This window comes from Aliamphritea ceti (assembly GCF_024347215.1).
In the GTDB taxonomy this organism is placed as follows: Bacteria; Pseudomonadota; Gammaproteobacteria; order Pseudomonadales; family Balneatricaceae; genus Amphritea; species Amphritea ceti.
This window is the reverse complement of record NZ_AP025282.1, coordinates 3,447,248-3,461,218: the sequence shown is the minus strand read 5'-3', so window position 1 is coordinate 3,461,218 and position 13,971 is coordinate 3,447,248. Positions and strand designations below refer to the sequence as shown.

Sequence of the window (13,971 nt, the reverse complement as noted above, 5' to 3'; positions counted from 1 at the left end):
TTAAGGATAATCCCCGCCATGATTGAGCAAGCCCAGCATATTTTAAAGCACGTTTTCGGATACGATCAGTTTCGCCCGCCACAGGACGAAGTGATTGAGACCGTTTTAAATGGTCAGGATGTGCTAGTCGTGATGCCGACTGGCGGGGGAAAATCCCTGTGTTATCAGTTGCCAGGTCTGATCCGACCGGGCGTTGCTATTGTCGTTTCGCCATTGATTGCTTTAATGCAGGATCAGGTGTCGGCATTATCGCAGCTTGGCTTACGGGCCGGTTGTCTGAATTCCTCGTTAGACTTTTCTCTGATTCAGGAAACCGAACATAATTTACGCATCGGTAATCTTGATCTTCTCTATATTGCTCCAGAACGTTTATTGCAGCCCCGTACCTTACAGCTTTTACGGGAATGTCAGTTGGCGCTGTTTGCTATTGATGAAGCGCATTGTGTTTCCCAGTGGGGGCATGACTTCCGGCCTGAATATCTTCAGCTTGGCCGTTTACAGGAAATGTTTCCGGAAGTGCCGCGGATTGCCTTAACAGCAACCGCAGATACCCGTACCCGGGAAGAGATTGTTGACCGGCTGGGGTTGGTAAACGCCAGGGTCTTTGTTCAGGGGTTTGACCGGCCGAATATACGTTATCGCATTGGCCAGAAGCAGCAGGCGAAGCAGCAGCTGTTGAAGTTTATCAAAGCTGAGCATGTAAAAAGCTCAGGTATTGTTTATTGCCTGTCCCGTAAAAAGGTAGATGACACCGCTGCATGGCTAAGAGAGCAGGGCTTTAATGCGCTGGCTTACCATGCCGGGTTAGCTTCAGATGTACGTAGCCAGCGGCAGCATCGTTTCCTCACCGAAGAAAACATCATTATGGTAGCAACCGTTGCATTTGGCATGGGTATTGATAAGCCGAATGTACGTTTTGTTGCTCACCTTGATTTGCCCAAAAGCATCGAAGCCTATTATCAGGAAACTGGCCGTGCTGGCCGTGATGGCTTAGCGGCAGATGCCTGGATGGTATATGGCTTACAGGATGTGATTTTCCTCCGGCAGATGCTGGAAAGTTCGCAAGGCAGCGAGATGCATAAAAGCATTGAGCGGCAAAAACTGGAATCAATGCTGGGGCTTTGTGAAATAACCACTTGTCGGCGTCAGGCACTGTTGCAGTATTTTGATGATGACGCCAAAGATGAATGCGGTAATTGTGATACCTGTCTGGAACCCGTACCAGTATGGGACGGAACAGAAGCTGCGCGCAAAGCATTGTCGACGGTTTACCGCACAGGTCAGCGTTACGGTGTTGGCTATGTGATTGATGTTTTGCTGGGGAAGTTAAATGAGCGAATCCAAAGCAGTAATCATCAGAGTTTATCTACCTTTGGTATTGGTAAGGAACTGAATGTACAGCAGTGGCGTTCGGTATTTCGTCAGTTAGTTGCGCGCGGTTATCTTGGCGTACTGGCAGACAGCCACGGGGTGTTGCACCTTACCGAAACCTGCCGGAACTTGCTGCGGGGCGAAGAACAGATTCAACTGCGGCAGGATAAACGTAAACACGAGAGCCTGGGTAAGCGTAAAGATCCACAGCAGCAACTGGAAGCTGAAGATCATGGATTATGGACGGCCTTACGTGAGTTACGTATGCAGCTGTCTAAAGAACAGGATGTACCACCGTACGTAATTTTCCATGATGCAACGCTGATGGAAATGGTGATGTACCGCCCTCAGACCCAGCAACAAATGGGACGTTTGAGCGGTATAGGTGATAAGAAACTTGCCCTCTATGGTGATGACTTTCTGTCGGTTATTCATGAATACGAAAGTAGCCAACAAGAACATGCTGATGGTGACTTACAGGCGCAAGAGTCGGTAACTTTATACAAAGCTGGTATGACGGTTGAGCAGGTTGCCCGTCAACAGCATTTATCGGTAAAAGTTATTTACCATCATTTAGCGTTGGGAATAACTAAAGGTTTGCTTGATCTAGAGTCAGTGGTTGAAATTAACAGCGCTGAGCTGACCAATATTCAACAAGTGATTATTGAGCATGAACAGGCAACCGGAGTTGCTTTAAAGCCTGTATTTGAGGCTTTGGGTGGCGCCTATGAATACCATATTCTGCGTTGTGTCAGAGCATCAATGCAGGCTACCCCTGCATGACATCCTTTACTGACAGCCTCGATCTCTGGGGGCTGTTTGCCAGCAGTTTTATCTCTTCAACATTGCTTCCCGGCGGTTCGGAAGTTGTCTTAGGTTATCTGGTGAATACTGCAACCTATCCGGTGTGGTTATTGTTATTAGTGGCAACATTAGGCAATGGCTTAGGGGGAGGTGTGACTTTTGCCCTTGGCTGGTGGATAAAGAATCCTTTTAAAGCAGACAGTAAGAAACATCAGCGGGCGATGGCTTATGTGCAACGTTATGGTGCCTGGAGTTTATTGCTTTCCTGGGTGCCGGTGATTGGTGATCCTTTGTGCCTGTTGGCGGGGTGGTTGAAGTTGCCGGTGCTGTTGTCGGTTTTGCTGATTTTTTTGGGGAAGTTGGTGAGATATTGGGTGGTTTTTTGGGTAGTAAGCTGAATACAGTTTGACTGTTAAGTCGGATTTATCAAGATGTTTTGCGTATCAAACTTGTTAATTTAAAGGATGTAACAGGTGGCTTTCATGTCACGGAAATTATTTTCATGGCTGTTACTCGAGGTAAGGATACTTTCTTAATATGATCAGAATACAATTATATTCACTTGTTTTAGTATCGCTTTATACATTGCTTTTGCTATTTGTATATCAAGGAAATATTTGGTTATGGGGCGTTATACTGATTTTTAGTTTTTCTCATATAATTTATAAAGAAAAACTAGTTAACCGGATAGAGCTTAAAAGATACTTGTTAAAGAATTATACTTTTGTTTTTTTAGGATTTGCTTCGACCTGTTGTATTTTTTATTTCGTATTTAAGAGCTTTGAATATTACCTGATTCTACCAGGAACATTAGTCGGAATGTATTTTTGGAAAGACTTATACTCATTTGTTTTCAATAAACGTCAATCGCGTAGTTAAGTCATAGGTACAGTAGTTACGAATGATCCTGAGAAATTTTGATTTAGGTAAGAGCATAATCTGATGTCTTCTCTCGAAGAGTATTTGAAATCTTGGATGAATGGTTATTAAAGTTAGTTAATAACTGTTTTTTGTTTTTGCCCTGGGGATTAAGATCTCTTCCGGGGGAAATGTAATCCAATTGATTTGGGATGTTAGATTTGCAAACGGGCTGCAGCGAACAACAAGGCCGTTTACAGAGCAATTAAAAAACTAAAAATCTCAGGATTAGGTCTTAATAAGATTGGTGAGCTCGAAGTTCGCACCCTATTTCCCTTATGCGCCGCTGAGCATTGCAGTGTTTTAATGATCAGCGTTACAAACTGTTTGAGAGCGCGTAGCGGTCGAGTTTTTGTAACGCCATTCAAACGCGAAACGCGCAAGGTATGCGGTGAAGCCGGACAAGCATTGGGCCGCGTTTAGATTGTTAAGACTTTTGCGCGGTTCCAAAAGTCTTGACTCGCGATAGCGAAAAGGTCATCAGACTATCCGCCGCTATGCTAATAAATCAGCGCACCAAAACCCCGCTTCAACGAACATTAAAACAATGAATGCAGGCTATGTAGCCTGCATTAGTCGTTCAAAATACTCCCACAAATAATCCCCATAACTGGCCCGATACTGAATAAGATAACCATTATCCTGCCGGGCAATAAGCACTGTGGTCTGACCACACTGAGTCTGCTGACATTGCCCAACGGCAAAGGCATCAAAATCAAGATGAAACAGTTGCCCAAGAATATGCTGGATGGCAGCTGAGTTTTGATCATGGCTATCGGCCAGTAACAGCTGCTGGTAATAGTCACTGACATCTACCTGAACATAGTCAGCATAATGCTGCTGAAGCGCTTCAATAGTGTCGTCAGGGGCGGTGATGAGTTGTTCATCCGGGCCCAGCCAGTAAGCATGGCTTTGGCTGGTTGCTGCTGCTTTAAATTGTTTGGCAGCTGGCCACTCAGGGGCATCGAAATTACCACGCAGAATGAGCTTACTGCAGGGCGGCAGTGGGCTTAATGAAACCGATAAGTTGCTCAGTGGCGCTTTATCCTGCAAAGGAAAGTTCGCCAGAGGCAGTGATTGATCGACTGCGTTCATGAAGCCTCCTGTTGGTTTTGCTGGTTAAATGCTTCCAGAAAGCGGGTACAGGTAACAGTAACCGGGACAGTTTCACCACTGAGTAACATGACTTCCAGACCTTCCCCTTTACGCTGTTTGCCACCGCTGACCATTGCCATGGCGAAACCGGATTCGATGGTCGGGCTAAAATAGCTGGATGTAACGTGACCAATGCCTTTGTCCTGGCCCTGAGTAGCACCGGGCAATACTACCTGGGCACCTTCCGGCAGTGTAACTGTGCTGTTCTTTGGTATGAGGCCTACTAGTTGTTTACGGTTAGTCTGGCTGAAGACACTGCGTTGCAGGCCGCGTTTGCCTACAAAGTCTGCTTTGTCAGAAGCCACTATCCATTGCATGCCTAAGTCCATTGGCGTGTGGGTGCCATCACTGTCTTGACCGACGATGATGAAGCCCATTTCTGCCCGCAGTAAATGGATGCTTTCAGTACCGTATGCAACGCAATTAACGCTTTTTCCCTGTTGCCAGAGGCGTTCCCAGATATATTTTCCGTAGCGGGCAGGGACGTTGATCTCATAGCCGGGTTCGCCACTAAAACTGATCCGGAATACCCGTGATGTTACACCAGCAATGTCGATTGTCTGCCAACTCATATCCGGAAATGCAGTTGCGTTAATTGGCTGATCCGTCAGCGGTTGCAACATTGCTTCGGCCTGAGGGCCGCTGAGGCTGATAACACTCCATTGCTCGGTAACTGAGGTTAGATATACATCCAGCTCCGGCCATTCAGTTTGTCGATAATCTTCCAGAATCTGATATACACGGGCAGCACCGCCGGTCGTAGTAGTCATATGGAAATGGTGTTCGGCTATTTTGCTGGTGACACCGTCATCAATAACCATGCCTTGCTCGTTTAGCATCAGACCATAGCGGCATTGGCCTGTTTTCAGAGTATGCCAGCGGTTGGTGTAAATCCGCTCGAGGAATTCAGCAGCGTCTTTACCCTGAATACCAATTTTCCCCAACGTAGATGCATCTACCATACCGGCGGTTTTGCGTACCTGGGTGCATTCTCTTTGTACCGCCTGATGCATAGTTTCGCCGGGATGTTGCTGATAGTAGCGGGGTCGGCGCCAGCCGCCAGCATCTTCCATTACTGCACCATGCTGATCATGCCACGGCTGGATGTTGGTATGACGCTTGGGTGCAAACAGGTTTTTCAGATCCCGTCCGGCGATGGCGCCAAAAGTCACCGGCGTATAAGGCTGACGGAAGCGGGTGGTCCCGACGGATGCGATGGGCAGGCGGCGGTATTCGGCCATGAGCGCGAGGGCGTTTACATTTGAGGTTTTGCCCTGGTCGGTCCCCATGCCGGTGGTTGTATATCGCTTCAGATGTTCCACTGAATGAAAACCTTCACGGGCTGCGAGTGCGATATCTCCTGCGGTCGAGTCGTTTTGTAATTCGTGGAAATGTTTTTTGGGCCCTTCGCCAATAGGGTGGTCACAGGGTACTGCCCAGAGGGTGCGTGGGGCAAGATGTGCCGGCTGATCTTCAATGCTGTTTAGCTGTGTTTTGGTACTGCTTTCGGTGACAGTTATCTGCAGTGCAATCAGTGCTTTTTGAGCGGCAGCTTTCCCTTCACTGATACAACCTTCCAGGTCATAACGGCCATTGCAGGCACCGGCACTGATATTGGGATTAATGGCAACGCCGCTGTCGGGTACAAAATGCTGCTGTTTGTCATCAAATTTCAGCTTGCCTCTGGCCTGGCTGAACAGGCTGACATTAGGTGTCCAGCCGCCGGATGCTGCGATGCACTGGCAGTTCAGCTTAGTAGCGACTCCCTGAATACTTTCACCATCAGCGGTTAATTGGTGAATAGTGACGGCATTTACCTGGGTTTTGCCCTGTACCGCAGTCACTGCACTGTTCCAGTGAATGGTAATACCTGCTGTTTGAGCCTGGCCGGGCAGGCTGTCAGGGGAAAGCTCTGTGGGTTGTTGGCGCAGATCTATAATCTGTACTTGTGCACCGGCCTGATGGGCATCCAGTGCTGTCTGATAGGCTGAATCATTGTTTGTAAATACGCAGATTTTCTGTGCCGGCAAAGTACCGTAACGATTAATATAACTGCGAACCGCACTTGCAAGCATGACGCCCGGACGGTCATTGTCTGCAAAGACCAGTGGCCGTTCGAAAGCACCGCTGGCAATGATCACCTGGCCGGCGCGAATTTTCCATAAGCGCTGGCGACAATCATGACGTTCAGCGGGGGGCAAATGGTCACTGACTTTTTCCAGTAGGGTGCAGTAGTTGTGATCATAATAACCGCTCAGTGTAGTACGTAGCATCAGGGTTACATTGGGCAGTGCCTGTAGTGCTTCGGTGGTTTGCTGTAGCCAGTCTTGCTGCTCCTGCTTAAAACCGCGGTCGTTAAGTTGGCCGCCGGTTTGCGGGTGTTCATCTACCAGAATAACTCTGGCACCGCTGCGGCCAGCTGTCAGAGCCGCCGCTAATCCGGCGGGTCCGGCACCGGCAATTAACACATCGCAATGGCGGTGATGCTTTTCGTAGTGCTCTGCATCAGGTTGTTGAGGGCATTCGCCCATGCCGGCACTCTGTCGGATAAAGTGCTCGTATTTAAGCCAAAAGCTTCGCGGCCACATAAAGGTTTTGTAGTAAAAGCCCGCGGGTATAAAACGACTGATCAGGCTATTCATACCTAACAGATCAAACGTCAGGGAGGGCCAGCAGTTTTGGCTGCGTGCTTCCAGACCTTCATAGACTTCGACTTCAGTGGCACGGACGTTTGGTTCTGCATAGCCAGCGCTGCCTACTTGTACAATTGCGTTAGGCTCTTCGCTGCCGGCGGTGAAAATGCCCCGGGGACGGTGATATTTGAAGCTCCGGCCAACAAAATGTATACCGTTTGCTAACAGAGCTGAAGCCAGGGTATCGCCTTCCAGAGCTTGACAACTTTTGCCGTTAAACTGAAAGTTGACAGTTTTTGCATCGGGCTTAAGACCGTGACCGGTGCGGTTAAGTGAGTCAGGCATCGGTAGTTCCTTGTGTGGCTGTATCACCGGGTTTATAGGTGCAGATAAAACGATCATCCACGGTGTTACGAACGGCGTTAAACCAGCGGCGGCAACCGGTTGCATGGAACCAGCGCTCAGCGGTGTCGCCACGGACGTTATTGCGCAGGAAGAGAAATTCCGTCAGCTCTGTATTGTCACTCGCCGATGTCGCGCGGGTGAGGTGGGCTTCTCCGCCGTAATGAAATTCGCTCTGTTCACAGCGGCCACACCAGGGGCATTCAATTAATAGCATTTTTTATCCTGAAAATTGTCTTAAGCGCTGTCCAGAAGTTAATCCTTAGAATTGCCTTAAGAGTTGTTCTCTTGGAGTACAGCTAGTGGGCAACACCCGCTGCAGCGCCTTCGTCGATGAGTTCACCGCTTGCAAAGCGTTCCAGCCCGAAAGGCTTGAGAATCGGGTGCATCCGGTCTTTTGCCAGTGAGTCGGCGAACAGATCCCCAGAGCCAGGCGTTGCTTTGAAGCCTCCGGTCCCCCAGCCACAATTGAAGTACAGATTACGGATACTGGATTCACCTAAAATAGGTGAACGGTCCGGAGCCAGGTCAACGGTGCCGCCCCACTGGCGCATCATTTTGAGCCGGCTGATGATCGGATACAGTTCAGCCATTGGGCCAACAACATGTTCGATCTGATCAAAGCCTCCCCGTTGAGAATAGCTGTTGTACGGATCAGAGGAGCCGCCAATGACCAGCTCACCTTTATCCGATTGGCTGACGTAACAATGCACGGTGTTAGAGGTCACCACAGAATTAAGCATAGGTTTGAGCGGTTCAGAAACAAACGCCTGCAAAGTGGCTGACTCCAGTGGCAGTTTCAGGCCAGCCTGTGCCGCCAGAACACTGGAGTTTCCTGCTGCTACGCAACCGACTTTACTGGCCCTGATTAGGCCCTGTGTGGTGTGTACGCCACGGACTTCATTGTTCTGTATATCAAAGCCGAGTACTTCGCAGTTCTGGATAATATCCACGCCCAGATCATCGGCGCCACGGGCATAGCCCCAGGCGACTGCATCGTGTCGGGCAGTGCCTGCACGGCCCTGATACAGTGCGCCCAGAACCGGAAAGCGGACATCCAGATTGATCATAGGTACCTGCTGTTTGATCTGCTGTGGAGTGAGTATTTCGGAGTCGATACCGTTCATCCGAATAGCATGGCAGCGGCGGGTGATCTCATGGAGGTCATGCTCGTTGTGCGCCAGATGCATCAGGCCCCGTTGTGAGAACATCACGTTGTAGTTCAGTTCCTGAGAAAGGCCTTCCCAAAGTTTCATGGCATGTTCGAACAGGGCAGAAGACTCGTCATAGAGATAATTAGAGCGAACGATGGTGGTATTACGCCCGGTATTACCCCCACCCAGCCAGCCTTTTTCGATTACCGCAACCCGGTTAATACCGTGTTTTTTTGCAAGATAGTAAGCGGTTGCGAGCCCGTGGCCGCCACCGCCAACAATGATGATGTCGTAATGATCTTTTGGCGTGGGCGTTCGCCAGTTACTTTGCCAGCCTCGGTGATAACCCAGGGCGTGGCGAATCAGATTAAAGATCGAGTAACGCTGCATCTTCAGGCGCCTCGCATTTTGCTGCCAGATGGATCATAAGGCGGTTCAGCCAGTCGGGTTGCAGGGTGTATATTGCCCAGAATTTCGACGCTGAAGTTGTCTTCGGCGGCCACTGCGCTATCTACATAGGCATGAGCGAGGCTCATTTTGACACAGTGGCCATATGCCCCTGAGGTCACCCAGCCGACGACTTCATCATTGAAGAAAACCGGTTCGTCTGCGACGGCATCTGCATCGCCACCAAGATCATCAATAGCCAGTTGTATGAGTACTTTTTCCGCCTGTTGTCCGGCGAATTCAGCAACTGCAGACTGGCCAATAAACTCACCTTTAGTGGGTTTCACGAAACGGCCCATACCTGCCTGGTATGGCTGATAATCCGGTGTAAATTCGCGGGTCCAGCCACCGAAACCTTTTTCGTGGCGCAGGCTGTCCAGTGCCCGACCACCAAAATGACGCAGGCCCAGATCAGCACCGGCTTCAGTCAGGCTCATGTATACAGCGCGTAAATAATCTGGCTCTACCCAGATTTCATAACCCTGTTCGCCGGTAAAACTGATACGGCCAACCAGCGCAGGCGCGTGGCCCACATCCATACGGGCAATACTCATGAAACTGAAGTCATTCAGGTCATGGTGGGTAAGTTTACTGAGCAGCTGTTTGGTGTTTGGTCCTGCAATAGACAGGCCGGTCAGGCGGGTGCGCAGGCATTCAAGCTGAACATCTTTAATGCCTTCCAGCTGTTGTTCAAACCAGCGGAGGTGGAATTCTTCAGCAGTACCGGAACCAAAGATGTAAAACTCATTGCTTTCTAAACGGGCGACGGTGAAGTCACCCAGCAGCTTACCTGACTTATTCAGCATAGGTGCCAGCACCATACGACCAACAGCCGGCAAGTTATTGGCGAGCAGGTTATCCAGCCAGGCTGCTGCGCCATTACCGCTGATGCGGTACTTGGCAAAGTTAGATATTTCCAGCAGCCCCACCTGATTCCGTACGGCCTGACATTCAGCGGCGACTTGTTCAAACGCATTTGAACGGCGGAAGCTGGGTATCTCTTCAGGATACTGACCTTCAGCAGCAAACCACAGCGCGTGCTCCAGGCCATAGCTGGTGCCGAATACCGCATTCTTTTGTTTCAGCAGATCATAAATCGGTGTTGTACGGTGCGGTCGGGCTGCCGGTAATTCTTCATTAGGATAACCAATGCGGAAACGGCGCTGATAGTTTTCTTTAACCTTGGTGTTGGTGTATGCCATGGTGGCCCAATCTCCATAACGGGCTACATCCATGGCAAATATATCGCTGCCCGGGTCACCGTGAACCATCCAGTTAGATAACGCCAGCCCAACGCCGCCGCCTTGGCTGAAGCCTGCCATTACACCGCAGGCAACCCAGAAGTTTTTCAGGCCACGAACCGGGCCTACCAGCGGATTACCGTCCGGTGCGAAGGTAAAGGGTCCATTGATGGTTTGCTTGATACCCGCGTTAGCCAGTGCAGGCACGTGTGCAAAAGCTATTTCCAGGCTGGGAGATATACGCTCTAAATCAGGGTTAAGCAGTTCATGGCCAAAGTGCCATGGGGTTTGTCGCTCTGACCATGCAACGCAGGCTTGCTCATAGGTGCCCATTACCAGCCCCTGGCCTTCCTGGCGCATATACATTTCGCCGGAAAAATCGATGCAGTGAGGCAGTTCTTTATCCAGAGCCTGTACTTCTGGCATGGTATCGGTAATCAGATACTGGTGTTCCATCGCCAGAATCGGTAACTCCAGCCCTACCATGCGACCTACTTCACGGGCCCATAATCCACCGCAGTTAACCACGTGCTCGGCAATAATAGTGCCTTTTTCAGTGATCACTTCCCAGTGGCCTTCCGGGGTTTGTTTCAGATCGAGAACCGGGCACTGGCGATAAATTTCTGCACCGCCAATACGGGCTGCTTTTGCATAAGCGTGGGTTACACCTGAAGGGTCAACGTGGCCTTCGAGCGGGTCGTAAAGCGCGCCACAGAAGTGACTGGTATCCAGCAGAGGATGCAGTTTTTTGACTTCATCCATATCAATGAATTCGCTTTCCAGTCCCAGGTATTTACCTTTGGCATGCGCGGTTTTAAGGAACTCGAGACGTTCCGGTGTATCGGCCACCATGATGCCGCCGCTCATGTGAATGCCACAGGACTGGCCAGAAATTTCTTCAAGCTCTTTGTACAGGTTGATCGTATAGTTTTGCAGTTTGGCGACGTTGGGGTCGCTGTTCAGTGTGTGCATACCACCGGCGGCATGCCAGGTAGAACCGGCGGTCAGCTCTGAACGTTCAATCAGGCAGACATCTTTCCAGCCCAGCTTTGTCAGATGATAGAGGACGCTGCAACCAACAACGCCGCCGCCAATTACGGCAACCTGTACATGAGATTTCATAGCTATATTTATCCTTATTATTCAGCAAGACCCTGGCGCGTTATTTCGTGCAATGGTCTGTTAATCGGGTACCGGTATTTGCCGGTGGTCTCACTTTAAAAGTCTGTGGCGACGCCACCGGCGGCTTTACGCTGGCTGATGAAACTTTCCAGTTCTTCGTCGATGGCCGGATCAAGCACAGGTTGTTGATATTCGGTCAGGGCTTTTTTGTAAACCTGATTAGCTTTCTCAAAAGCGGTTGGTCGGCCTTTTCCATCCCAGGTTTCATAATTGCTCCAGTCAGAAATGAGGGGGGCATAGAAGGCTGTTTCGTAGCGTTCCATCGTGTGTGCGCAGCCGAAGAAGTGCCCACCGGGGCCAACTTCAGCAATGGTGCTGACGGCTAAACTGGCATCGCTGACTTCCGGTGGTTGCAGGTAGCTGGCCATCATTTGTAAGAGGTCGACATCCAGCACGAATTTTTCGAATGAGGCACATAAGCCGCCTTCCATCCATCCGGCACCGTGCATCAGCAGATTAACGCCGCCGCCAAGTGCGCCCCACAGAGCCATGGTGGATTCAATACCCGCCTGGGCATCAACAGTATTTGCTGCGTTTACGTTGGAGCTGCGGTAGGGCAGGTTATAGCGGCGTGCCAGTTGGCCGCCTATTTGTGCCGCCTGCATATATTCCGGGGTGCCAAAGGCGGGAGAGCCGGACTTCATATCCACATTGGAAGTGAAGCCGCCATACACCACCGGAGCGCCGGGGCTAACCATCTGAGCAAAACATAAACCGGCAAGGGCCTCAGCATTTTGTTGTGCCAGTGCACCCGCCAGAGTTACCGGTGCCATTGCGCCTGCCAGTGTGAATGGCGTAATAACAACGACCTGATTGCGTTTTGCCATTTCCATAATGCCCTGCAGCATCGGAATATCTAACGACAGGGGAGAGTTAGTATTGATGATGGTAAACAGGCTGGGTTCAGCATCGAGCTGCTCGTCGCTGATGCCCCGTGCGATGCGGGCAATTTCGATGGCATCCTGATTACGTTCAACGCCCAGTGAATAGCAGTTCATGACTTTGTCGGTTAACCGCACCGCATCTGCAAGGCAGTCCAGGTGACGCACACCGGGATGTACATCGACGGGTTCAACCGGATAGCCGGAGAGAAAATGGATGATGTTAAAGTGCTGGGCCAGGCGGAGGAAATCCTGATAGTCCTTACGGTTACCTGCCCGGCGGCCTTTTTCCATACAGCTGGCATTGGGTGCGCTGGCGACCGTGCCGAAGTTTACATAATTGCTGCCGAAGCGCAGATTATGGGCCGGATTACGAGCATGTAAGGTAAATTCTGACGGGGCTTTTTTGATGAGGGACTCGATCATCTCCCGGTCGAAGTAAACCTGTTCTGAATCTGCAGATGTCTGAGCGCCTGCCTGCTGCATGATCTCACGGGCTTCGGGCAATAAGACCTTCACGCCTACCTGTTCGAGAATATCCAGTGATGCGTGGTGGATGCTTTCTAACTGATCATCGCTGATTATCTTAATAGGCGCGATTGGATTTTGTAGCTGCTGCCACGGAAGTTGGTTCATGGCCTGAGCGGCTCGTCCGGCGCTGCGGGAGGTGCCACGGCGGCGGGAAGTACGTTGCCCGGAAGTAGTTTGCATAGCTGGCCTGTTTGTTTTTATGAATTGGCTTCACGGCAAAATAAAACAGGCAGAAAGAAGGGAAAAACGATTTTAAATCATCAAGCATGAGTTTAAGTCATGCTTAAAAAGTGGTGATGTTAATAGCCCTGTTTATAAGGATGTGGGCTTATAGAAAGAAGTTGTTCCATTTGATGATGAATTAACAAATACGTTTGTAAAACAGAGGGAGCATCTTAATTAGAATTTTAGGTAAGCAGCTAAAACTGTTGTAGATAGAAGGTTTGATAAAAAGTAGCCAGATAATTATCTGGCTATTTTTGTAACGCGCTTGCTTTGTGAAGCTTACATCTGAGTTCTTAGTGATTCAGCGTTAATCGGTTGATCCTGGATAACGTTTAAGCTTCTGTTTCCTGCTGTGTGTTGCGGGAGCTGCGGGTTAATGCTTTACGTATCACAATACCGATAATAAACATGGCAAAGAATATACCAATCAGTTTGAGACGCTCTCCCATGGTTTTATAGGTGAAGTCGGTCTGTAACATAAAATAATCAGTACCGGAAAACTCAGCAGTGTAAGCATCTAAAATATCGCTTGGCAACCCAGAGCTTTCTTTCAGTAACCCGGTGAACTTGGCTTCGGTAAAGGCCATTTCCATAGTGGGTTCGTTTTCGAACTGCATTATGTAAACCGGTTTATCATCTTTACCAAGTATGGGGGAGTAGAAGTCTCGGCTACGCACTTTACCTTTCTTTTCGCGCGTATATTCGTATGTGTTGGCTAAGTCTAAACGGCCACCGGTGATAGTGACGTATTTTAATTCGCCTTCATAGTTAACCAAACTGGAGATATCAATTGCTTCAGGTGAAGCGCTTATATTACGTTGAGTGACAGCTTCGTAGATACCATAACAGGTTAAAGCTAACCCAATCAGAATAATCCAGTTAGCACCTTTTAATAACAAAGATTTCATTTTTAAGTCCTTTTAAATGAATTTTGAGAGTCGCAATATACGGCGCTTTGACTCTAGCGACAAGCACGTAATTAACGTTGGTTTGTATTGAGATGATTTATTTAAATAGCAAGAAGCAG

General features: G+C 49.4%; 9 protein-coding genes. 2 read left to right on the top strand and 7 right to left on the bottom strand.

What is annotated here, in order from left to right:
* Positions 1–18 precede the first annotated feature (18 nt).
* Together recQ and OCU49_RS15900 are read left to right on the top strand one after the other, a co-directional pair.
* Entirely contained in the window at positions 19–2,154 is a 2,136-nt protein-coding gene (gene recQ / locus OCU49_RS15905) for a DNA helicase RecQ (RefSeq protein WP_261841541.1), read from the top strand.
* Positions 2,151–2,573 (top strand): YqaA family protein, encoded by a 423-nt coding sequence (locus tag OCU49_RS15900; RefSeq protein WP_261841540.1) that lies wholly within the window; start codon positions 2,151–2,153, stop codon positions 2,571–2,573. The genes recQ and OCU49_RS15900 overlap by 4 nt, the downstream gene beginning before the upstream one ends.
* Before the next feature lie 1,078 nt (positions 2,574–3,651).
* Here OCU49_RS15900 and OCU49_RS15895 read toward each other — a convergent pair.
* The 7 genes from OCU49_RS15895 to OCU49_RS15865 all read right to left on the bottom strand — a co-directional run bounded on the left by OCU49_RS15895 (position 3,652) and on the right by OCU49_RS15865 (position 13,852).
* Positions 3,652–4,188: an aminomethyltransferase family protein gene (locus OCU49_RS15895; protein ID WP_261841539.1), complete on the bottom strand. Its 537-nt coding sequence runs from the start codon at positions 4,186–4,188 to the stop codon at positions 3,652–3,654.
* A complete protein-coding gene (locus OCU49_RS15890; RefSeq protein ID WP_261841538.1) occupies positions 4,185–7,226 on the bottom strand; it encodes a sarcosine oxidase subunit alpha family protein in 3,042 nt (1,013 codons plus the stop codon). Before OCU49_RS15890 ends, OCU49_RS15895 begins: the two co-directional genes overlap by 4 nt.
* Positions 7,219–7,500 (bottom strand): sarcosine oxidase subunit delta, encoded by a 282-nt coding sequence (locus OCU49_RS15885; RefSeq protein WP_261841537.1) that lies wholly within the window; start codon positions 7,498–7,500, stop codon positions 7,219–7,221. Before OCU49_RS15885 ends, OCU49_RS15890 begins: the two co-directional genes overlap by 8 nt.
* Positions 7,501–7,582: 82 nt before the next feature.
* The gene (locus OCU49_RS15880; RefSeq protein ID WP_261841536.1) at positions 7,583–8,827 is read right to left on the bottom strand and encodes a sarcosine oxidase subunit beta family protein; all 1,245 of its coding nucleotides are present in this window, start codon (positions 8,825–8,827) and stop codon (positions 7,583–7,585) included.
* 2 nt (positions 8,828–8,829) lie between these two features.
* The gene (locus OCU49_RS15875) at positions 8,830–11,247 is read right to left on the bottom strand and encodes a GcvT family protein (RefSeq protein WP_261841535.1); all 2,418 of its coding nucleotides are present in this window, start codon (positions 11,245–11,247) and stop codon (positions 8,830–8,832) included.
* 95 nt (positions 11,248–11,342) lie between these two features.
* Positions 11,343–12,899: a trimethylamine methyltransferase family protein gene (locus OCU49_RS15870; RefSeq protein ID WP_261841534.1), complete on the bottom strand. Its 1,557-nt coding sequence runs from the start codon at positions 12,897–12,899 to the stop codon at positions 11,343–11,345.
* A 377-nt stretch (positions 12,900–13,276) separates the two neighbouring features.
* The gene (locus tag OCU49_RS15865) at positions 13,277–13,852 is read right to left on the bottom strand and encodes a hypothetical protein (protein WP_261841533.1); all 576 of its coding nucleotides are present in this window, start codon (positions 13,850–13,852) and stop codon (positions 13,277–13,279) included.
* Positions 13,853–13,971: the final 119 nt, after the last annotated feature.